The following is a 22,837-nucleotide window of genomic DNA, read 5'->3' on the forward strand; positions in this document are numbered from 1 at the left end:
AGACAGATGGCCAACAACCCACTGAGCAACCTCGCCGCGGCACTGACTCGCGATGCCGGCGCCCCGATCCTCCTCACCCGTGACTACCTGATCGCAGGCCTGGCGGATGCCGGGGTCAGCGTTTCCGACAGCCTGGACAGCGACCTCAACGCGGCCTTCCAATCGTCTGTCGCCGGGTTGTCGATCAGCCTGACCGCGCAAAGCGTGCAACCGCTGAACCCGACCAGCCAGACGTTCAAGGTCACGGGCGTCAGTGCGCGGTTTCTGCAACAGGACGTGCAGCAGGGGCTGGTGCTGACCTTCGGCCTGAGGGGCATCGACGGCGCGCAGGCCCTGAGCCTGGAGATCGTCACCACGCCGGCCAGTTGGAGCTGGTCCGATCTGTCGAGTTTTGCCACCGGGATTCCCTTCAAGTGGGCCGTGATCAGCAACGCGGTGTTCACCTTCAATGACAACCTGGGTCCTTGCCAGGGTTTTGCCGCCAACCTGACGCCGCCCGCCCAGCTCAGCAATGCGGTCGCGGTGGTGCAGGGCCTGGGCTTTCCAACCCTGGCCCTGCCCTTCAGCGGCAGCATGGATTTCGCCAAGGTCGACGGGATCGATATCTTCATGCCGACCACGACCCTGCAGGCGCCTTTCCTCGGCGCGGACAGCGGCCTGAAACTGATGTACCTGAGTGTCGATGCACCGGTTTTCGGGTTGATCATCGGCCCACCGGAACTGCAGGACGGCGACGACCCGGCGCAAGCCTTCTACGACCAGCAGGTCAGCCTGTATCTGGGCCTCGACCTGAGCCTGACGGACCAGCGCGGTCAATCCATCGACTACCAGATGCGCGCCCTGGCCCAGATCAACAATGGCAACGCGTTCAATTTCTACCTCGGTCACAGCGACGACGGCAGCGCCCTGTTGACCCCGGCCACGGTCATCGGCCTGCTGGACAACAAAGGCAGTTTTTTCACGGGAACGCCACCGGTCCTGCAGCAGTTTCTCTCCGGGATCGGCCTGCGCAGCCTCAGCCTCAGCGGCACCACCAGCCCCAGCCTGGCCTTGAGCAGCGCCAGCGTGACCTTGGGCGCAGACCCGACGGTGATCAATGTCGAGCACCCTTGGGTCCCCTTGCAGGACCCGACCAACCAGTTGGTTTTCGGCGTCACCGATTTCGAGTTGGTATGGGGCATCAACTATCTTCCCCAGGGCAGTGCCTATAGTTTTCTGTTCCAGACCCAGTTCCTGTTGTTGCCCGAGGTGTTCAAGGGCAAGACCACCGGCGAAAACGGCCTGTTCTTCGTCCAATTCAATTCCGACCTCCAGTTGCTTGCACGTTTCGACGGTACCGCCAATCTCAACGACCTGATTGCCGCGCTCACCCTGGGTTTGATCCGCATTCCCGAAAGCTTCGTCGATGCCTCGCTGTCCGACGTAGGCCTGAGCCTTGACGTGGGCGCCAAGAGCTACGCCTTCAACGCCGGCTTCGAACTGGACCTGAACCTGTTCACGCTCGACGGCCTGCCGATACTCTCGGTCACCGACGGTCAGCTTTATATCAAGGCCACCACCCCCACCAGTGCCAGCGGTGTCGCCAATACCGCGCCGGTCACCACTTACCAGGCAGGCATCGGCGGACTGGTTGGCATCGGGCCGTATTTCGCCAACGCCAGCATCGACTATGACGGCACCGAGTCCCCAGCCACCTGGACCGTCGCCGCACGACTGGCGCAACCGGTGGATGTGCAACAGCTGGTCAGCCAATTCCTCAGCTTCGGTGGCGCCTTCACATTCCCCGACTTCCTGCCCGGCACCCTGCTGGTCGACACGCTTGAGGTGGACGCCACTCTTGCCACCGGTGCGACGCCGATCGACCGCTACACCGTCGCCGGTAGCCTGCGCTGGACCTTCAACCTGGGCCAGGCCTTCAGCGTCGACACCATGGCCACCCTGAGCCTGAGCTACGACGCCAGCAAACCCGCCCAGCAGCAGTACAGTGGCAGCGCCACTACGCTGTGGGATTTCAGCTTCCTCAACGACAGCGTGCTGCTGGGCTATAGCTTTGCACCCGACAATCAGGGCAGCAATGCCCAATTGAGCCTGTCCTGGGAAGGCTTGACGGCGATTTATCAGGTCGACAAAAAAACCCTGACCTTCACCCTGAAAAACTGGAGCCTGGGGCGTCTGATCCAGAAACTCATGCAGTCCCTGGGCGACCCCTACTTCACGCTGGACTCACCCTGGGACGTGCTCAACCAGGTTTCCCTCGACGGCCTGTCGCTGGTCATCAGCCTGGAAACCAGCAACGGCAGCACGCCGACCATCGCCGCCAAATACACCCTGGCGAGCAAGATCGACCTGGGCTTCATGAGCATCGACGGCCTGGTGTTCGAGCGCAAGAAGGTCGACGGCGTTGACAAAATCACCCTGGGCATCGACGGCTCCTCGGTGTTCAAAGGCAACAACCCCGAGGAACAACAGGACTGGAGCAACCTGCTCGATCCCCAGAAAGGTCAGCCCGTGGACAAGCTGCCTTCGGTTCCGGGCCAAGGTACGGACTATTTCAGCCTACCGTTGCTGGTACTTGGCCAACGCGTGGCCATCAGTGGCTACGACAGCTTCGCCAATACCAAAGCGGTGATCGACGCCTTGAAAGCGGTGCCTTCAACCACCGGTTCCAGCAACCCGCTGAACCCTGGCGACAGCGGTACCAAGGGCACGCCGTACTACAACCGCAACAGCGACTGGCTGATCGCCGGGCAACTGTTGCTGCTCAAGACCGGCAAGGACTGGACCGTCGACCTGATGCTGGTATTCAACGACCCCAACCTCTACGGCCTGCGCCTGGCCCTTGCCGGAGAGAAGGCCAAGGCGCTGGGTAATCTGGTGCTCGACATCCTCTACAAGAAAATCACCGACGATGTGGGCGTCTACCAGATCGAATGGACCTTTCCCGACAGCATCCGCAACCTGAACTTCGGTGCGGTATCGATCGTGCTGCCGGAGATCGGAGTGAAGATCTATACCAATGGCGATTTTTTCATCGACATCGGCTTCCCCTACAATCTCGACTTCAGCCGCTCGTTCTCGATTAGCGCGATCGTCTACGGCGTGCCAGTGCTGGGTGCCGGTGGTTTCTACCTGGGCAAGCTCTCGTCGGTCACCGCGACCCAGGTACCGAAGACCACCCAGGGCACTTTCGACCCGGTGATTGTCTTCGGCCTGGGCCTGCAACTGGGCCTGGGCTACAACTTCGTCAAAGGGCCGCTCAAGGCCGGCTTCGCGCTGACGGTATTCGGCATCCTGGAGGGCACTATCGCCGCCTTTCACGCCTATCGCCCGTCCACCGCGCTGGTCACGGCCAACAGCAGTGTGCAGGACGACTACTACTTCAAGATCCAGGGCACAGTCGGGGTCATCGGCCTGCTCTACGGCAGCATCGACTTCGCGATTATTTCGGCGGCGGTCAACGTGCGCATCACCCTGTCGCTCTCGCTGACGTACGAGAGCTACATGCCAATTCCTATCGCGGCCCGAGCCACAGTGGAAGTCAGCGTCAAGGTCAAGATCGACCTGGGATTGTTCAGTTTCAGCATCAGCTTTTCATTCCATGCCGACGTCTCGGCGCGCTTCGAGATCAATGCCCTCAACAGCGGCCCGGCTCCCTGGGCCGAGCCAACCGCGTTGCTGGCTCGCCAGGCTCGGCATCTGCAGCTCGCCGGCCAGCGACGGGCCGTCACACCCAAGGCAATGTCGGTGTCGCGCAGTGCAACCAAGCCGGCATTGAACCTGTACGCGACGCCGCAATTCACCGTGATGTGCAACGAAGGCGTGAACAGCTACAGCGGCCAGCAAGGTGCTTTCGTGTTCCTGTTGACCATGGACGCACCGTCCCCGACGCAACAGACACGGCAGGCGGTTGGCTCCAGCAGTTTCGAGCGTTTGTGCGCCGATTACCTGCCGTGGCTGATCGGCACCCTGGGCTCAGCCAGAAGCGAGCAGGACACCCTGGCCGACATCCTCGGCACGTTGGTGGACAAGGCCCTGCTGGAGGTGGATATCGAACGCCTTGCCGACCTGGCCAACCCGCCGTTCGGCATCAGCGAGTTGTTGACGTTCCTGTCGTCCTTCGACGTCAGCATCACGTTGCCCGACGCTGCCAACCAGGCGCAGATCAAGCAGGTGCTGGAGGCCGGCTCGGTGCTGTTCCCGGTCTTCGACGGCCTTTCCCTGAACGTCCCCCTGGCGAACGCCGGTAGCGCGACCCTGGACTTTCTCCAGTACGTGGGCACCAACAGCACCTATCGCAGCAACGTCGCGCAGTTATTCAAGGAACTGGCGGCCGTTGTCACGGCCAAGGATGAGCGCAGCGCGCCGCCGCTGCGCGCTGCAGACGATGCCAATGAATCGATGGCGGCCGTGATTTTTACCGATGCCTTCATGGTTATCGGCCGGCAACTGTTGCAGGTCGCCCTCAATGCCTTTGACGACTACGCCTATGCCACGGCCAACGGCAACTCCATCGAGCAGATTCTGCAATGGACCAATGAAGCACGTGGCAACAGCCTGACCCTCGACGATATTGTCCGGCCCAATGCCGAAGTCGCCTTGACCGGTGGGCTGACTCTGAACATCCCCCTGCCCGCCTATACCCTGCAAAGCAGCGACACCCTGGCAAGCGTCGCACGGGCCTGGTCCGACAGCGCCGTGCCAGCCCGCTGGACGACCACTGCGGCGGGTTTGATCCTGGCCAACGGCAACTCGACGGTGATTGCCGCCGGTCAACTCATCAGCCTGATGGTGGGCGACGACATTCACCAATACACCACGGGCCCCGGAGAAACGTTCAACAGCCTGGCCAGGGCCCTGGGAATCGACCTGCCCGCACTGGCCAGGGACAGCGCGCTCTACATCATGGCCGACCTGCTGTTGCCAGGCCAACCGTTGCTGCTGCCGAGCCTGGCGTACCAGACCGCCACCGGCGACAGCCTGAACAGCAGCGGCGCACGCTTTGGCGTGAGTGCCATGGCCCTGTTCAGCGATCCGCTGTCCGGCAACGTCAGTGTCGGACCGCTATTTGCCACGCAACAGATCACCCTGACAGCCCTCGACAGCCTCTTTACCCAAGACCTGTGGGCCGTGGTGGTGGGCACCGATCAACTGGCCCAATTGGCCGGCATGCTTTCACGCTTTTTGGCCTATGGCCTGCGCCTGCCGTCAAACCCGGCGGGCATGGGCGGCCTGAGCCTGGGCGCGCAATTTCTCTACCCAAACAACCAGAGCGCCTATGGTCTCTATCAACTGACCGGCCAGCAGTTCCCCACGCCAACCGACCAGATGCCCGGGACTGACTTCCCCATCAGCCTGAGCCGGGACGCCAGCAGCCATGGTGTCGACTTGTCGTTCGTAACGATCGCCGGCGGCAGCAGCGGCTCAATGAACCTGAACGAGGCCTACAGCAACCTTTGCGTGGTACTGGCCTACGCGCAACACGGCAAGTTCCAGCCGGCACCGAGCATCAGCCTGCTGCCGACCGTTGCCCGCAGCCCGAAAGACTATGCGGTTAAAAGCATCTCCCTGTGGTCGACCGCTGACCTGCAGCAGTTGCGTGACCTCTGCCAGCCGAACCTGCGTGCCTCAACCGAAGAGGCGCCCAGCGTGCAACCGATACTCTGGTCCCTGCCGGATGGCCTGGTCCGACTGAGCAACCAGCGGGTGGGCTGTCTCGCCCCGCAACTGCCTGATCTCTCGCAGCAACTGCCCTACCTGCCGGCCTTCACCCCCTGGGAAGTTTCAACCGACCCCGCGACCCTCGAAACCACTCGCCGCGAAATAGCCTCCTACAGCTACGCGACCCGGGTTGACTTCACCATCAAGCGGCTGCCCCAGGCCCAGCCCGGCGTCATTGCCAGCGATGGCAGCAGCCTGGCGTATACCTACCAACTGCTCGGCCCTTCGGCCACCGATGCGCAATTACTGGAGCGCCTGTTGAGCGCGGTGAGCGAGCTGGGTACGTCGATCATCAGCGGCCAGTTCCTGCTGATGCCCCAGGGCAATGCCAAGGCCAGCAACCTGCTGAGTCAGGCACAGAGCGACTTCCTCGCGTTCCTGACGCAGACCAACCTGTCGACCGAAACCAACCCGCCACCCGACTTGATGACCCCGCGCACGGCCGACGACGCGGGGCCGCGCGGCATCCTCAATCCCCCCAGGAAGTGGTAAAACTGCTCTGGGAACTGTCTACCGTCCGTTCGGGCGGCTACTACTTGAGCTATTACGACGTAATCGCCGCCAGCGGCTTGCCCGATGGGATTTTCGACGACAGTGGCACGGCGACCCTGACCCTGGTAATGACCTATCCACGGGGTGCCCTGCTAGGCCGCCTGTGCAACTTCATCAATGCCTTTGTCACCACCGATACGGTGATCCAGCAAGGCAGCCACATGGCCCTGCGCTCGGCCAGCACCGCCGGCGTCAGCCAGCCGACCCGCGCCAGTGACAGCCTGGAAAGCCTGGCGACGTTCTACGGTATCGGCTCCGGCCGCATTGCCGAACTCAATCCGGGCGCGACACTGACCACGAACGCACAAGTACCCATAGACGGCATCATTCACTTGGTGACGCCGGCCGACGCCAGCGCAGGCAATGGCGTGCCCGCGGCAATCCTCGACAATCTGGCCCGCTACTACTCGGTGGGGGCACTGCAACCGGTCAGCGCCGCGCAGATCGCGGCCCTCAACCCCGGCGTCAGCGCCGCCAGCAGCGTGGCGCTGTTCATCCCGGCGCTGGTCTATGTCGTTGACGGCAGCCTTGCACCGGGCAACAGCCTGCGGTCCCTGGCCGACTACTACGGGCTCGATCTTGATGCACTGGCGGTCGGCGCCGAGCGGGTAGTCGGGCTGCTGGTCAGCGGCAGTGCGTTGACGCTGGATACCCGGACCTTCGATTTGCAAGCGGTGTTCAACCAAGGCAATGCCGCTTTCAGTGTCCTGCGTGACAACCCGCCACCGGTGGATTCCCCGAGTGTGGACCCGGACGGTTATGCCAGTGCCTACCTGTACAACCTTTACTCGGTGCTGAGTGCAGGCATCGACGGCTCGCCCTGGTACAGCGCCAGTGACCTGGCCCTGCCCTTCGGGCCACAGCGGCCGGACATCGGGGCGGATGAACTTGAGGCGCAAATCCATCATCGAGCCATGCGCAACCCGCAGAGCCGACGCGAGGCCCTCAACGCCCTGGCCGAGGACAGCCAGTACTTCTATCAGCAAACCCTTGGCTTGGCCCGCCGCGCCACCAGCAATGCCGCCCCGCAGCCGGTGGCCCCTGGCCTGCCGTCCGCTTCCGACAACCCCTATCGAGGTGTGGGCAGCTTCGCCCAGGTGAACCTCTCCTGGCTGGACATCTTTGGCAACATCACCGTGACGCCCTTCCAGCAGCCACCGCCCGGCTACAGTGGCAGCCTCAACCATCCTCCGCTGCCGTTGCGCTACAACGATCGCCTGATCGCCCTGTCGGCCTGGCCCAACACCCGCGCCTTCTACACCTATGAAGCCGCTGCCGGCGGCGTGCAACTGGTTATCCACCTGAGCCTCGACACCTCCAGCTACGACCCGGCCGGCGGCGGCGACATCAAGGTCCAGGCCGGTAAGGATCTGGAGATGTTCAGCCTGATCTACTACCAACTGAACCAGTCCTACCAGGACTTGAACCTGCCCTGGTGCAACGGCCGCGCGGTCAGCGTGGAACTGGTCAACAGCCTGTTCGCCCAGCCGCTGAGCCAGCTCGACGTCAGCCAGTCGCAGCCGTTGCTGGACTACATCAACGGGGTGATTCTGTACCTCGGGCAATTGATCCAGGGCGCCACTGCAGCACCACCCGCTACCGTGCGCCTGTGCCTGGCGGTGGATATCGATAGCCTCGCGCCCGGCTCGATCCTGCCCCTGAGCCTGACCCTCAGCCTGCGGCGGGTCTCGACCCTGGTGGCGCCGGATGTCGCCGGCCTGGCAGGCGGCGTGACAGTGACCAGTACGCTGCTGCCGGTCCCCGATCCAGTGACCGCCAGCACCAGTGGATATAGCGTGTTCGCCGCAGCCTTCGAGGCGCTGTTCCTGCGCCCCGGCGCCTGGCTGACACGGGTCGGCAGCGGCACCGCAGACCCCGGCAGCACGCCGGACGGACGCAGCCAGACGCTATGGGCCGTCCGTTTCGCCGAGCAGGAGGGCGCGACAGGTATTCGCTACCGCATCGATCCGGTCCCAGGCTACTTCGCAGCCCGGCCGATCGCTAACAGCCTGACCTCCGACAGCGTGCAGATCTACCCCACCTACCGGCCGGACCAACCGTTCCCTGGCGATGACCTGGCGACACTCAACCTCACGGGCGTCGATCAGAACCTCTGGTTCGAAACAGCCCTCAAGGCCATCGACGGCTTCCTGTCACCGACCTATGCCCCCTCGGTGTTCCTGCTCGACACCCTGCTCGGCAGCAAGGACCCGCTCAAGGACGGTTATCTCGGCAAAATCCTCAGCGCCAAGCAGGTACTGGCTGACGATATCGCGTCCACCCTGGAACCGGTGCTATCGGCAGGTCCGCAAGACGGCGCAACCCTGGCCGCAGCGGCTGAAAAACTGCGCCAGAGCTTGCTCAACCAGCTGTACTCGGCCTACAGCACCACCGCTATCGTCGGCTTCAGCGTGCAAGGCAGCGCCACCGACCAAACGTTGTCGCTGTACGGCCAGCCGACCGCATCGGGTACCCCTCAGTCAACGCCCGGCACAGAGAACGACAACTACGCCTTCGGCAGCGGCCGTATTCGCTTGCAGGCTTCGGTTGGCGAAAGCGCCCTTGCGTTTGTGTTCAATTCCCGCAACGAGGCAGCAAGGAGCTATGTACCACTGGAGCTGGCGTTGCAGGTCAGTCACCTGGAACACGACGTGCGCAGCGTCCCGGGGATCAGCGGCTACACCCAGTCGAACTGGATCTCATTGATCGGCGGGCCGTTGCTGATCCCCTTGGCCGGAGGGCAGACCATGAACCTGCCGGTGCTGCTGCGAGCCTTGCCTGAACCCCCGACGGTCCAGCGCCAGACAGCGACAGCCTGGGCACAGCCGGCGCAAAGTGCTTCGGACCTGAGCAAGTGGACTTATGCCTTTGACTCCCTGGTCCGGGGTGCCGCCCAGGACAGCCTCAACGTCGCCATAGCCCTGAACACCCCGACAGCCAACGGCGCGTTGCGCAGCACCGGTAAAAGCCTGGTCGCGGCGTTGGCCCAGTTCGTCACTGTTTACCCGAGCATCGAAGTGGCCATGCAGCAAAACCTCACCGGGATCAATGTCAGCCAGCCGACCGAGCTGCAAATCGCTGCGGCCCAGCATGCAGTGGCGGCCTTCGTGTACATCGTCCAGGAGGTCACCGATGCCTACCATGCCTGGGCCAGTCCGATTCGCAGTAAAACCGCGTTTGTGCCTCCCCAAGCCCTTACCTGCGCCTTCAGCCAGGTGCTCACTTGGGTGATGGTCGACGGGCGAAAGGCGGCCGAGACCCTACTGCTGGACATGACCATCAACGATGTGGCGGCCAGCTACGATCCAGGTACCGGCCGAATCAGCGCCACCCTGACGCAATGGGGCGAGGTCAGCCTGCCGGCGCCACGGGTGGAAATAGATCCGACGCAGTACGAGGCGGTGGGTGTCATCGATCCGGACATCCCCGGGGCGGTTGCCTACCGTTATCGCCTCAAGAACGTCGTGCCGGCAAAATGGCTCGATTATGCGCAAGCGCTGCTGGTCAACGAGCGCCGCACCAGCCTGCCGGCCCTCAATGTGTTCGATCATCAGGACGCGTGGGCTTCGCTGTCGGTGGAGCGCAACCGCATCCTGTTCCCCGCCGCGCAGATCGGCACCTTGCACACCAACCCGGTGTTCCGCTTCTCCACACCGGTCGTGCGTTTTGTCGACAGCATCAGCCCTCACATCATCCAGGACAGCTTTTCCCTGGACAGCCTGCCAGTGGCGAAGGCGAGTCTGGAGGATTACTTGAATGTGTTTTTTGCCGCCCTGGGTTCAGGCAGCAACGGCACCACGGTCCAGGTGGGCATGGAGGGGCGCTACAGCTACGACATCACCGGGCAGGGAGTCGTCGCGCGCACCGTGCTGCCGGCCGCGCTGATGTTGCCGGTGAGCACTTCGCTGAACACCCCGCCCGCCTTCATCAACACGTTCAGCCAGGCCATCGATCGCTGGCGCCTGGCCGAAAAAGTCACTGTCCAGGGCAACGCCCGGGTCGAGCTGACCCTGCGCGCATTCAGCGCCGACGATCCGACCCAACTGGCACAGGGAGCATTGCCCTCAGACAACCAGCCGCCGTTGCTGAGCATCGAAAATCTCTGGATATCGGCCAACAAGGTTCCCCCGGAACAAGGAGGTCTATGAGGCAAAAACGCACTGAGTACGGTGGAAGACATTGACAGGCTTAAACTCAAACATATTGGAGTACACCTTATGAACGGACACACCAATCCCTCCTTTGCCGAAGCTACGCCATTGGGCGCGTCTGACGTGCAATTCATCAATGACCTGCATGAGCTACTGGAGCGCCATGGCAACCTGGATCGCTTCGGACTCTGCCTGCTGCATGATCACTTCGCGGTGGCCGAGGACGAGATTCTCCTTGAGTGCAACGATCACGATGCCCGCACCTTGCACCTGGATGTGGTCAAGCGTGCGACCCTGGCGCAAAGCAAGTTCACCAGTTGGCGCATTGGCGGGTCCCGGGCCGAAGCCTTGACCGCGTGCGCCATGGACAAGTGCAAGGTTGAAGCCCTGACCGCCTGCGCCATGGACAAGTGCAAGGTTGAAGCCCTGACCGCCTGCGCCATGGACAAGTGCAAGGTTGAGGCCCTGACCGCGTGCGCCATGGACAAATGCAAGTAGCGCCCAGCACTGCCGATGGTCAGTGGCGGGCACGGGAAGCCGACAGGCTCCCGTGCTCGTCCTGGCTCGCACAGTTTTACGCCCGCCGTCACGCAGCCCTGGTAGGCAGCGGCACCGCAGCGCTGGAACTGGCGCTACGGCAATTGGGTGTCACGACCGAGTGGCGGGTGGCGGTTCCGGCGGCTACCTGTCATCAGGTGGTAGCGGCTGTTCTCAATACCGGCGCGGTCCCGGTCATCATTGAAAACGGTGCTGAGTTACTGCTCAGCAGCGCCGCCTTGGAATGTCATAAAAACAGCCTGGATGCAGTAATCGCCGTTCATCAATACGGTTTGCCTTGCGATATTCCAGCCCTGCGCCGACAACTGGGCCCGCAGATGCCAATCATCGAAGACAGCGCTGGCGCCTGGGACCTCAATCGACCTGGCGCGTCACGGGTGGTGACTTCCCTGGGACGCGGAAAGCCGCTGGATATCGGCGGTGGCGGCGCAGTGTTCGGCGACACCCCAGTGGATGCCGATATCGATGTCTGGTCGCCAGGCCAACGTTCGCGACCACGCCCGGCGTCGAGCCCGCCCTTGTCGGTCCATGCCCTGCCTGCCCTGATGCAGGCCGTCGCAACGGCCCAGGCGCGAACCCAAAGACTGCGGCTGCAGGTGCCCGGATTATTGGTGCGGTTGCGTCAATATGGTCTGGATCCCTGGATCACCCAAGCCCCATCGGCACCCAGCTGGCAATTCATTCCGATCCGCACCCGCGACGGCCGGGTCTTCGAACACCTTCGCTACAGCCCTTATGCCGATCTCCTCGGCGTCTGTGCCCCAGCCCCGCGACCACTGAGGGAATTACCCATGCTTGGCACTCGCGCAGAGGTAGCCCAGGGGCCACGGCCCACCTTGGACCTGCACCGCAACTGGATACTGCTCGACCCCCTGGCTGCCCTCGAGCATCCGCAGCAGCTGGCGGCCTGGGCCGCAGACCTGCCATGAGTCCGCGCACCCATGACCTGGCCCAGCCTTTCACTATCGACCCAAGAGTGCAGCACCTTGCGGACTACGCCGACAGTGGCCAGGCGTTAATCGAAGAACAGCTGCTGGGGGTGGCCGACGCCCGTGTCTTGTTCGCCAACTATGCAGCGATTCGGGCCGACTTCGGCACGCTTTGGGGATCGTCTACGGACACGTCCTCGCACATCGAGATCGACCATTGGCTGCTGGACAACGCAGCCTTTATCTCCAGCAGCCAAGCTGCAGCGCAAGGCATCAACACCCCGATCGCCCTCGACGGCCGCCGCACGCCGGCTTGGCGCCCGCCCCGCTATGGCAGGGCCGCGGTGCTTTGTTTACCCTCCAGCGATCAGGTGCTATTCGACGTCAAAGGCCTCGGTGTCCCCCCGGATGAAGCCCCTGTGCTTCCCCATTCCAACGGTTTGCTGACCCTGGCCGAAGCCCTGCATGAAGTGCTGATGGAACACCTGGTGTTGGCGGCCATGACTCATGCAAAAGAGGCGATCACTCCGCTGCCGACCTATGCCGTTATTGACCTGGGCTTCGACGCCTTGTGGCATGACGGTCGACCATCCGAACCCGCCGTCCTGTTATTGCGCCGCCCCTGCACCCGCCCGCGCTGCCAGTGGCAACGTTACTGGCAAGGGCCCGAGCTGGCGGGCGCCTTGATGCAGGCCGAACTGCGTCTCAGGCGTTATGGCCTGACAGCCAGCAGCTGTGGCGCTGTGCGTTTTCACGTCAGCCATGAGAATGGGAAACTGCAGGTGCAGCGCGACGGCGCAACACTTAAGGTCAGCAACCAGGTGACGGAGCGATTGGATCAACTGCTGGCGAACAACCAAGGCAAGTCGCTGGTGATCGACGGCGTTAATGTACAACTTGCCGGGAAGTCCAGCGTCGAGCCCCTGCAGTTGCAGATCATGGACTTTGGCCGCTATCGTTTTGCCGAGCGCTTTGACCATCACCTGTACGCCTGGATCGACGCTGACTACCAGAACCTCAATGGGCTGTACATGGCGCCCGACCACCTGCAATACATTCAGCCAGACCCGCTACTGAGCCTGGCAAAGACCGTCGAAGGAACTGCTTTCACCGCCCTTCAACAACAACTTCGAGACTTCCGCCAAAAGCCCGGGGTCGATGAGTTATGCCAGGCTGTACGCGCCGTTCTGGAAGAAGCCTGCCGTCCTTTGCGTTCCTGAACTGACAGCAGAAAGAGGTAAGGCAGGACATTCCAGGCCTGCTGACCAGGCAGGTCGCATTCAGCGGAGTAATGAGATGGTCATGAACCTGGCGTCGAGGCCATCCAGCTAGAACGTCCTGCCTATTGCGTCAAGTGGCGAACAGATCAGCAAGCGCCAGGCGGAATGCCGTCTTTGTTGAAGTCCTTCAAGCGCTCACGCTCTTGCTCAGTGGAGTGCGCAGGGGTTTCCTGCTCGGGCTCTTTCTTCTTTTCTTCAGTCATCGCCATATCCTCTGGGTGGTAGCTGTTTCGGCACCTAGTGGAATCAGCAGTTCAAATCAATCCACTCCACCACCCAGGCATGGCCCGGCAAGGACTTCCCGTGGGCATAGAGGCCACAGGTCAGCTATCCCGCCGATTTTGAGACTGCTGGGCTAGAGGGCCCTCAATAGATTGAGGGTTCATTCTTCTGACTGAAGTCTAGATTGCCCATGTGTGCGCAGGTTTTACGCGGGTTTCGCGCAGGCACAAAAAAGCCGATCTAGCTGATCGGCTTAAGCGTCTGATTTTGATCAGGAATAATGGTCGGGACGGAGTGATTCGAACACTCGACCCCTAGCACCCCATGCTAGTGCGCTACCGGACTGCGCTACGCCCCGACTAGGCGTGTTACTGGGTTTGCTTCTTAACGAAGCGAACCGGAATATACCGCAAGCTTTTGAAATGTGGAAGTATTTTTAAAGCCTGGATCACTTCTTCAGCACCACCAGCACATCTTCGAGTTCGGAGATCATCTGGCGGATCATTTGCTTGTATTGGGTGGTGTCGTCTTTGGCTTCATCACCGGACATGCGCTGGCGTGCGCCGCTGATGGTGAACCCCTGGTCGTACAGCAACGCACGGATCTGCCGGATCATCAGCACATCCTGGCGCTGATAATACCGGCGGTTCCCAGTGCGTTTGACGGGGTTGAGTTGAGGAAACTCCTGCTCCCAGTAGCGCAGCACGTGCGGTTTTACCGCACACAGCTCGCTGACTTCACCGATGGTGAAGTAGCGTTTGCCCGGGATGACGGGTAGTTCGTCGTTATGACTTGGTTCCAGCATAAGCCTCAACTCGGGCCTTCAACTTCTGCCCTGGACGAAAGGTGACCACACGGCGAGCCGTGATCGGGATTTCTTCTCCCGTTTTTGGATTGCGGCCAGGCCGCTGGCGTTTGTCCCGCAGGTCAAAGTTGCCGAAACCGGACAATTTGACCTGTTCGTTGTCTTCCAGAGCGTGCCTGATCTCTTCAAAAAACAGCTCGACCAATTCCTTGGCCTCGCGCTTGTTCAGACCCAACTCTTCGTACAGACGTTCCGCCATCTCAGCTTTCGTCAAAGCCCCCATACGTCACTTCCTTAACGTGGCGTTCAACCTTTGTTCGAGCGAGGTGAGGATATTTTGTGTCGTGGTATTCACCTCATCGTCATTAAGAGTGCGCGATGGATGCTGCCAGGTCAAGCCAACCGCAAGGCTTTTTCTATGCGGATCAATGCCTTTACCCTGATAGACGTCAAATAGCCTGAGGTCTGTCAGCCATTCCCCTGCATTTTCTCGGATTACATCCAGAACAGCCGTGGCGGCGACTTCACGATCGGCGATCAGGGCCAGGTCGCGACGCACTTCTGGGAAGCGCGAAAGCTCGCTGAATTTGGGCATTTTGCCCGACGCAACTTCAGCCAGGACCAGCTCGAAAACGAAGACTGGACGATCCAGGCCCAGGGTTTTCGACAGTTCCGGGTGAATGGCACCGACAAAGCCGACCAAACGCCCTTCGCGCTCGATACGCGCCGTCTGGCCTGGGTGCAGCGCAGGGTGTTTGCCTGGCAGGAACGTGAAGGCGTCCAGCGCACCGGCGAAGCCCAGCACCGCTTCCACGTCAGCCTTGACGTCAAAGAAGTCCACGGCATCGCGGCCTTGTGCCCAGCCTTCCGGCAGGCGGCTACCGCAGACCACACCGGCCAGCATCGGCTCTTGCTTCAAGCCATCGAGCTGACCGACAAAGCGCAGGCCGCTTTCGAACATACGCACGCGGTCTTGCTGGCGGTTCAGGTTATGGGACAACGCCTTGATCAACCCTGGCCACAGCGACGAGCGCATGGCCGCCATGTCGTTGGAAATGGGGTTGGCCAGCAACAGCGGCTCGACACCTGGGTTGAACAGCTCGAACTGCTTTGGATCGATGAAGCTGTAAGTCACCGCTTCCTGATAACCACGCGCAACCAGCAGGCGACGCAGTTCAGGCAGGTGGGCACGCGCCTCGGCCTTGGGTTGCGGTGCCAGGCGTGCTTGCGGATAGCGAACCGGCAGACGGTTGTAGCCGTACAGGCGGGCCAGTTCTTCGATCAGGTCGACTTCCAGGCTGATATCGAAGCGATGGCTTGGCACTTCAACGTGCCACTGCCCTTCCCCACCCGCAGAAATGGCGAGGCCGAGGGCCGATAGCAGCTGCTCAATCTCGGCTGGCTCGATCACCAGGCCGAGCATTTGCTCAACGCTTTTGGCGCGCAGCGTGATTGGCGCAACGGACGGCAGGTACTGTTCGCTGACAGTCTCGGTGATCGGGCCGGCTTCGCCACCGGTGATTTCCAGCAGCAGGCCAGTGGCACGCTCCATGGCTTCGCGGGCCAGCTTCCAGTCCACGCCACGCTCATAGCGGTGCGACGCATCGGTGTGCAGGCCGTATGAACGGGCCTTGCCGGCGATGGCGATCTGGTCGAAGAACGCGCTCTCAAGGAAAACGTCGCGAGTGGTCGCCGATACGCCGCTGTGCTCGCCACCCATTACGCCGGCAATCGCCAAGGCACGGGAGTGGTCGGCGATGACCAGTGTGTCGGCGCGCAGGCTGACTTCCTGGCCGTCAAGCAGTACCAGCTTCTCGCCTTCCTTTGCCATGCGCACGCGGATGCCGCCATTGATTTCGGCGAGGTCAAATGCGTGCAGCGGTTGGCCCAGCTCCAACATCACATAATTGGTGATATCGACGGCCGCATCGATGCTGCGCACGTCAGCGCGGCGCAGGCGCTCGACCATCCACAGCGGGGTTGGCCTGGACAGGTCGACGTTACGGATCACGCGCCCCAGGTAACGTGGGCAGGCGTTTGGCGCCAGCACTTCAATCGAGCGCACTTCGTCGTGCACGGCAGGCACGCTGGCAACCACCGGGCGGGTAACAGGCACGTTGTACAGCGCGCCCACTTCACGGGCCAGGCCGGCCAGGGACAGGCAATCGCCACGGTTCGGGGTCAGGTCGACCTCGATGCTGGCGTCTTCCAGCTCCAGGTAAACACGGATGTCCTGGCCCACTGGCGCGTCGCCCGGCAGTTCCATCAAGCCGTCGTTGCCCTCGCCTACCTGCAGCTCGGCCTGGGAGCACAGCATGCCGTTGGACTCGACACCGCGCAGCTTGGCCTTCTTGATCTTGAAGTCGCCCGGCAGTTCGGCACCGATCATCGCGAACGGAATCTTCAGGCCCGGGCGCACATTAGGCGCTCCGCACACGACCTGGAAGGTTTCGGCGCCATTGCTAACCTGGCACACCCGCAATTTGTCGGCATCCGGGTGCTGCTCGGTGCTCAGCACCTCGCCCACTACCACGCCGCTGAATACACCGGCGGCCGGGGTAACGCTATCGACCTCAAGACCGGCCATCGACAGACGAGCAACCAGCTCGTCGCGATCTACCTGCGGGCTTACCCAGCCACGCAGCCATTGTTCACTGAATTTCATCCTGCTCTCCTAAAGATTCGTTACGACTAGCGAAATTGCGCGAGGAACCGCAAGTCGTTGTCGAAGAACAGACGCAAGTCGTTCACGCCGTAACGCAGCATGGCCAGACGCTCAACGCCCATGCCGAAGGCAAAGCCCGAAAACTCTTCCGGGTCGATCCCGGACATGCGCAGCACGTTAGGGTGGACCATGCCGCAGCCCATCACTTCCAGCCAGCCGGTCTGCTTGCACACGCGACAGCCTTTACCGCTGCACATCACGCATTCCATATCGACTTCAGCGGACGGCTCGGTGAACGGGAAGAAGGATGGACGGAAACGCACCGCCAGCTCTTTCTCGAAGAACACCCGAAGGAACTCTTCGATGGTGCCTTTGAGGTCGGCGAAATTGATATCGCGATCAACCAGCAGGCCTTCGACCTGGTGGAACATCGGCGAATGGGTAATATCAGAGTCGCTACGGTACACGCGGCCTGGGCAGACGATGCGGATCGGCGGCTTGTTCGCTTCCATGGTGCGGACCTGTACCGGCGAGGTATGGGTGCGCAGCAACATGTTCGCGTTGAAATAAAAGGTGTCGTGCATCGACCGGGCCGGGTGATGGCCTGGGATGTTGAGCGCCTCGAAGTTGTGATAGTCGTCTTCGACCTCAGGGCCTTCGGCAATGCCGTAGCCAATGTGGGTGAAGAACTGTTCGATACGTTCCAGAGTCCGGGTGATCGGATGCAGACCGCCCGAGGCCTGGCCACGGCCAGGCAAGGTCACGTCAATGGACTCGGCGGCGAGCTTGGCCGCAAGATCGGCCTCCTCGAGCGACGCCTTGCGCGCATTGAGAACCTCGGTGACGCGCTCCTTGGCAACGTTGATCAGCGCACCGACCTGCGGGCGCTCTTCAGCCGGCAAATTCCCCAGGGTCTTCATCACCTGAGTCAATTCACCCTTTTTACCAAGGTAGTGAACCCGGATTTGCTCCAGGGCATTGATATCTTCAGCGCTTTGCACAGCCTCAAGAGCTTGAGCGACGAGCGCGTCCAGGTTTTCCATGTACAGACTCCAGATACAAAATAGGGGAAGAGCTTGAAGGCTCTTCCCCTATTTATGACGTTTACCACCTTGGGCTACAGGAGCAACCCAGGGTGACTGTCGGGGGTACTTAAGCCAAGGAGGCTTTAGCTTTCTCGACAATCGCAGCAAACACCGCTTTTTCGTTCACGGCCAGTTCAGCCAGAACCTTACGGTCGATTTCGATGGACGCTTTTTTCAGGCCAGCGATGAAACGGCTGTAGGACAGACCGTTAACACGTGCACCAGCATTGATACGAGCGATCCACAGGGCGCGGAACTGACGTTTTTTCTGACGACGGTCACGGTAGGCGTATTGGCCTGCCTTGATTACCGCTTGTTTGGCAACACGGAATACGCGTGAACGCGCGCCGTAGTAGCCTTTAGCAAGTTTCAGAATTTTTTTGTGACGCTTACGGGCAATGACGCCACGCTTTACACGAGCCATGAGTTACTTCCTCTATTCTTGATCCAAAATTAACGAAGGCGCAGCATGCGCTCGACTTTTGCCACGTCAGACGGATGCAGCAAGCTGCTACCGCGCAGTTGACGCTTACGCTTGGTCGACATTTTGGTCAGAATGTGGCTCTTGAAAGCGTGCTTGTGCTTGATACCGTTAGCAGTTTTCAGAAACCGCTTAGCAGCACCACTTTTAGTCTTCATCTTTGGCATGTTCGGATACTCCGCATTCAGTTGATAAACATAATCAGAAGGCCTGCCGTGCCCTGTTGATTACTTCTTCTTTTTCGGGGCGATGACCATGATCAGCTGGCGTCCTTCCATCTTAGGATGCTGTTCGACCGAACCGTACTCGAGCAGGTCAGCTTCAACCCGCTTGAGGAGTTCCATCCCCAGCTCCTGGTGGGCCATCTCACGGCCGCGGAATCGCAAGGATACCTTGGCCCTGTCCCCATCACTCAGGAAACGTACCAGGTTGCGCAGTTTTACCTGGTAATCCCCTTCCTCCGTCCCTGGACGAAACTTGATTTCTTTTACTTGAATCTGCTTCTGGTTCTTCTTCGCTGCGGCAACCTGTTTCTTCTTCTCGAAGATCGACTTGCCGTAGTCCATCACCCGGCAAACGGGTGGGATTGCATCGGCGGAAATTTCCACCAGGTCCAGCTTGGACTCTTCTGCAATACGAAGCGCTTCATCAATCGAGACGATGCCAATCTGCTCGCCATCAGCGCCAATTAACCGAACCTCGCGTGCCGAGATATTCTCGTTGATCGGGGCTTTCGGTGCAGCTCGTTTATCTTGTCTCATTTCACGCTTAATAATAATTACTCCGAATCTGGGCGACCACGCCGGGAAACCGCTTGCGCGAGGAACTCAGCGAACTGGGCGACGGGCATCGAGCCCAGGTCAGCACCTTCACGAGTACGCACAGCGACAGTCTGCATCTCGACTTCCCGATCTCCGATAACCAAAAGATAGGGAACCTTGAGCAAAGTATGCTCGCGGATTTTAAAGCCGATCTTTTCATTTCTCAAGTCGGACTTGGCACGAAATCCGCTTTCGTTGAGTGTTTTTTCAACTTCAGCGGCAAAATCTGCCTGTTTATCAGTGATATTCATGATCACTGCCTGAGTCGGAGCCAGCCACGCCGGGAATGCACCCTCGTAGTGCTCGATCAGGATCCCGACGAACCGTTCGAACGAACCGAGGATCGCCCGGTGCAGCATAACCGGGTGTTTACGGCTGTTGTCTTCGGAGACGTATTCGGCTCCCAGACGGATCGGCAGGTTAAAATCGAGCTGCAGGGTACCACACTGCCAGACGCGGCCAAGGCAATCTTTCAGCGAGAACTCGATCTTGGGACCGTAGAACGCGCCCTCCCCCGGCTGCAAGTCGTACGCAAGGCCCGCGCTGTCGAGTGCGGCGGCCAGTGCAGCTTCGGCGCGATCCCAGAGCTCGTCGGAGCCGACGCGCTTTTCCGGACGAGTGGACAGCTTCATCTCGACCTCGGTGAAACCGAAATCGCGGTAAACGTCCATGGTCAACTTGATGAACGCGGCGGATTCAGCCTGCATCTGCTCTTCGGTGCAGAAGATATGGGCGTCGTCCTGGGTGAAGCCGCGCACACGCATGATGCCGTGCAACGCACCCGATGGCTCGTTACGGTGGCAGGCACCGAATTCGGCCAGGCGCATCGGCAACTCGCGGTAGCTCTTCAAGCCCTGGTTGAACACCTGCACGTGGCACGGGCAGTTCATCGGCTTGATGGCGTAGTCGCGGTTTTCCGACTGGGTGGTGAACATATTGTCGGCGTAGTTGGCCCAGTGCCCGGATTTCTCCCACAGGCTGCGATCAACCACCTGCGGGGTCTTGATCTCGAGGTAACCGTTTTCACGCTGAACCTTGCGCATGTACTGCTCGAGCACCTGGTAGAGCGTCCAGCCGTTCGGATGCCAGAACACCATGCCCGGCGCTTCTTCCTGGAGATGGAACAGGTTCAGGCGCTTGCCGATCTTGCGATGGTCGCGCTTCTCGGCTTCTTCGATACGCTGGATATAGGCAGCCAGCTGCTTCTTGTCAGCCCAGGCGGTACCGTAGATCCGTTGCAACTGCTCGTTCTTCGCGTCGCCGCGCCAGTAGGCGCCAGACAATTTGGTCAGCTTGAACGACTTGAGGAAGCGCGTGTTCGGCACGTGCGGGCCACGGCACATGTCGACGTATTCTTCGTGGTAGTACAGGCCCATGGCCTGCTCGTCCGGCATGTCTTCCACCAGGCGCAGCTTGTAGTCTTCGCCACGGGCGGTGAACACATCAATCACTTCGGCACGCGGGGTGACTTTCTTGATGACGTCGTAATCTTTTTCGATCAACGCGTGCATGCGCTGCTCGATCGCCGCCAGGTCGTCCGGTGTAAAAGGACGCTCATAAGCGATGTCGTAATAGAAGCCTTCGTCGATGACCGGGCCGATCACCATTTTCGCAGTGGGGTACAGCTGCTTGACCGCATGGCCAATCAGGTGCGCGCAAGAGTGGCGAATGATCTCCAACCCCTCTTGATCCTTGGGCGTGATGATCTGCAGGCTGGCATCGGCGGTGATCAGGTCGCTGGCGTCAACCAGCTTGCCATCAACCTTGCCGGCCACGGTGGCCTTGGCCAGGCCGGCACCAATGGATGCGGCGACTTCGGCTACGGAAACCGGATGATCGAACGAACGTTGACTGCCGTCGGGTAGAGTAATAGTTGGCATGGCGCCTCCTCTCCTAGTGGTGACCCCTACCAAAGGTCACGTGGGTTGGGATGAGCCAGTACAAGATCCAACACCAGGCCGCTCAATACTGAACGCCTGCCTTACAGCGGCAGGAGCCTTTCGGCCAACCGATAATCGAACCAGAGTGACTGGAGTGAACAAAAAAGAGCTGGCAAGGCGGCACAGGGCGCACCTGGAAAAAGCCAAGCCCAGGATACTAGCACAGATGAACGGTCATCGCGCCGACACGAACTGCGGTAAAAGTAAATTCCATGCCTTATGGCCGCAAAAGTGAACTTGAGCTGTACGCCACGCCTCAAACACCCCGAGAATCGCCGTTCGTCCTCGACCCAAAGGAGCATCCCATGATGCGTTTTACCTCGACACTCGCCCTCGCCGCTTCCCTGGCATTCCTTTCGCTTGGCGCGCAAGCCGCAGCACCATCGAACTGGCCGGAAGGCGCCCGTGACGCCTTCGTCAAAGACTGCAGCGCTGCGGCCAGCCAGAACGTGGACGTCAAAACTGCCAAAGATCATTGTGAATGTGGCGCCGACAAGATCAACGCCGAATTGAGCACTGCAGAAATCAAAGAATTGATGACCAACCAGAACGCTAGCCCGGAGCTTAAAAACAAAGCGGTCGCGGCTATTTCGTCCTGCAAAGTGGTCAAGAAAAAGTAAGAACGCTCACTGATCGGGCGTCTTTTTTGCCAGAAAAACAGCTTGAAAACGGCTGTTTCTCACAAATTACGCAGCTTTTACGGCTTTTTTTAACAGCTGATATTTCGCTCCAAAGCCCCGTAGAACGGGGCTTTCAGCCAAAACAGGCACGCAACGCAACGCGATTGATTAGCAAACAATGCCTTGGGGGGGCTCCCAAGCCGAACATTTCGACTATGATAGCCCTGTGTGCCCAGTTGGCCTGAGCAGCACAGCACTACTGAAAATATATGTTTCTTGGAGATACACCATGTCTAATCGCCAAACCGGCACCGTTAAATGGTTCAACGATGAAAAAGGCTTCGGCTTCATCACTCCTCAAGGTGGCGGTGACGACCTGTTCGTACACTTCAAAGCTATCGAAAGCGACGGTTTCAAAAGCCTGAAAGAAGGCCAAACCGTTTCCTTCGTGGCTGAGAAAGGCCAAAAGGGTATGCAAGCTGCACAAGTTCGCGGCGAGTAATTCTCCGCTGAGCTAAAAAAACCCCGTCCATGTGACGGGGTTTTTTATGGATGCTGCAAAAGCCAGTGGCTATCAGCCGCAATTGACCCGCGTGATCACCAGGTTATCGTCGGTGTTCAGGTTCAGGCGGTCGGAGCGATACTCCAGCGTGATCATGTCGTTGGGTTTGAGGATGCGTGCGTTCTGCGCACCGGCACGCGTACGCGCCTGCTCCAGCAGTTGAGGCGAGGCTTTCTGGCCGATCGTGAACTCGGCAGCCTTCGACTCACAGCGGCTATGACCAGCATCGGTCACGGTGGCATCTTTGCCTGGCTCAGAGGCACCCGGGGTGCTGCAACCCGCCAACGCGAGCGCTGCCAACAAAGTACCGAATGATGCGAGCTTCCAAGGCATGAAGCCTCCTATGATAAAAAATGGACAGAGATCGTGCGACAGCGAGTGAGCAGATTGGTTTCAAGACGTTAACGTCTGACGAGCAAGTCTGCCTGAGTCACGCCCAGCAAGCGCC

General features: G+C 60.4%; 16 protein-coding genes and 1 tRNA gene. 7 read left to right on the forward strand and 10 right to left on the reverse strand.

All coding sequences use genetic code 11. The annotated features are described in order from the left end of the window. The first annotated feature begins 6 nt into the window (after nucleotides 1-6). The 5 genes from C4J92_RS17030 to C4J92_RS17050 all read left to right on the forward strand — a co-directional run bounded on the left by C4J92_RS17030 (nucleotide 7) and on the right by C4J92_RS17050 (nucleotide 13,128). Complete coding sequence (locus tag C4J92_RS17030) at nucleotides 7-6,210, forward strand: hypothetical protein (protein ID WP_124404689.1); 6,204 nt, start codon at nucleotides 7-9, stop codon at nucleotides 6,208-6,210. Further along, nucleotides 6,204-10,418 carry a hypothetical protein gene (locus C4J92_RS17035; RefSeq protein WP_124404690.1) on the forward strand — a complete coding sequence of 1,405 codons (4,215 nt, stop codon included), beginning with the start codon at nucleotides 6,204-6,206 and terminating at the stop codon, nucleotides 10,416-10,418. The genes C4J92_RS17030 and C4J92_RS17035 overlap by 7 nt, the downstream gene beginning before the upstream one ends. Before the next feature lie 69 nt (nucleotides 10,419-10,487). Next, nucleotides 10,488-10,919, forward strand: coding sequence for a hypothetical protein (locus tag C4J92_RS17040; RefSeq protein WP_256657419.1), 432 nt, complete (start codon nucleotides 10,488-10,490; stop codon nucleotides 10,917-10,919). After that, nucleotides 10,895-11,908 carry a DegT/DnrJ/EryC1/StrS family aminotransferase gene (locus C4J92_RS17045; protein WP_256657420.1) on the forward strand — a complete coding sequence of 338 codons (1,014 nt, stop codon included), beginning with the start codon at nucleotides 10,895-10,897 and terminating at the stop codon, nucleotides 11,906-11,908. The genes C4J92_RS17040 and C4J92_RS17045 overlap by 25 nt, the downstream gene beginning before the upstream one ends. Next, nucleotides 11,905-13,128: a hypothetical protein gene (locus C4J92_RS17050; protein ID WP_124404691.1), complete on the forward strand. Its 1,224-nt coding sequence runs from the start codon at nucleotides 11,905-11,907 to the stop codon at nucleotides 13,126-13,128. The genes C4J92_RS17045 and C4J92_RS17050 overlap by 4 nt, the downstream gene beginning before the upstream one ends. Nucleotides 13,129-13,691: 563 nt before the next feature. Here C4J92_RS17050 and C4J92_RS17060 read toward each other — a convergent pair. The 9 genes from C4J92_RS17060 to thrS all read right to left on the reverse strand — a co-directional run bounded on the left by C4J92_RS17060 (nucleotide 13,692) and on the right by thrS (nucleotide 21,147). Next, nucleotides 13,692-13,768 (reverse strand) — tRNA-Pro (locus tag C4J92_RS17060). Between the two features lie 90 nt (nucleotides 13,769-13,858). Further along, a complete protein-coding gene (locus tag C4J92_RS17065) occupies nucleotides 13,859-14,215 on the reverse strand; it encodes a MerR family transcriptional regulator (RefSeq protein WP_003219935.1) in 357 nt (118 codons plus the stop codon). After that, nucleotides 14,196-14,498, reverse strand: coding sequence for an integration host factor subunit alpha (gene ihfA / locus C4J92_RS17070; RefSeq protein WP_002553164.1), 303 nt, complete (start codon nucleotides 14,496-14,498; stop codon nucleotides 14,196-14,198). Before ihfA ends, C4J92_RS17065 begins: the two co-directional genes overlap by 20 nt. A 3-nt stretch (nucleotides 14,499-14,501) precedes the next feature. Next, nucleotides 14,502-16,880, reverse strand: coding sequence for a phenylalanine--tRNA ligase subunit beta (gene pheT / locus C4J92_RS17075; protein ID WP_124404692.1), 2,379 nt, complete (start codon nucleotides 16,878-16,880; stop codon nucleotides 14,502-14,504). A 26-nt stretch (nucleotides 16,881-16,906) separates the two neighbouring features. Next, nucleotides 16,907-17,923, reverse strand: coding sequence for a phenylalanine--tRNA ligase subunit alpha (pheS, locus tag C4J92_RS17080; protein WP_034099107.1), 1,017 nt, complete (start codon nucleotides 17,921-17,923; stop codon nucleotides 16,907-16,909). A 109-nt stretch (nucleotides 17,924-18,032) separates the two neighbouring features. Then, a complete protein-coding gene (rplT, locus tag C4J92_RS17085; RefSeq protein WP_005789679.1) occupies nucleotides 18,033-18,389 on the reverse strand; it encodes a 50S ribosomal protein L20 in 357 nt (118 codons plus the stop codon). A 29-nt stretch (nucleotides 18,390-18,418) separates the two neighbouring features. Then, nucleotides 18,419-18,613, reverse strand: coding sequence for a 50S ribosomal protein L35 (gene rpmI, locus C4J92_RS17090; protein WP_002553160.1), 195 nt, complete (start codon nucleotides 18,611-18,613; stop codon nucleotides 18,419-18,421). Nucleotides 18,614-18,673: 60 nt separating this feature from the next. Next, nucleotides 18,674-19,225, reverse strand: a complete 552-nt coding sequence (infC, locus tag C4J92_RS17095; protein WP_015884933.1) for a translation initiation factor IF-3 — start codon at nucleotides 19,223-19,225, stop codon at nucleotides 18,674-18,676. Beyond that, entirely contained in the window at nucleotides 19,225-21,147 is a 1,923-nt protein-coding gene (gene thrS, locus C4J92_RS17100) for a threonine--tRNA ligase (RefSeq protein WP_124367643.1), read from the reverse strand. The genes infC and thrS overlap by 1 nt, the downstream gene beginning before the upstream one ends. 365 nt (nucleotides 21,148-21,512) lie before the next feature. Here thrS and C4J92_RS17105 point away from each other — a divergent pair, with 365 nt between their 5' ends. After that, on the forward strand, nucleotides 21,513-21,827 hold the full coding sequence (locus C4J92_RS17105; protein WP_124367644.1) for a hypothetical protein: 315 nt from the start codon (nucleotides 21,513-21,515) through the stop codon (nucleotides 21,825-21,827). 289 nt (nucleotides 21,828-22,116) lie between these two features. Continuing rightward, complete coding sequence (locus C4J92_RS17110) at nucleotides 22,117-22,329, forward strand: cold-shock protein (protein ID WP_003234260.1); 213 nt, start codon at nucleotides 22,117-22,119, stop codon at nucleotides 22,327-22,329. Between the two features lie 72 nt (nucleotides 22,330-22,401). Here C4J92_RS17110 and C4J92_RS17115 read toward each other — a convergent pair whose 3' ends face one another. Further along, nucleotides 22,402-22,722: an I78 family peptidase inhibitor gene (locus C4J92_RS17115; protein WP_124363571.1), complete on the reverse strand. Its 321-nt coding sequence runs from the start codon at nucleotides 22,720-22,722 to the stop codon at nucleotides 22,402-22,404. Between the last annotated feature and the right edge of the window lie 115 nt (nucleotides 22,723-22,837).

The sequence above is a fragment of the Pseudomonas sp. R3-18-08 genome, assembly GCF_003852065.1.
Classification (GTDB): domain Bacteria; phylum Pseudomonadota; class Gammaproteobacteria; order Pseudomonadales; family Pseudomonadaceae; genus Aquipseudomonas.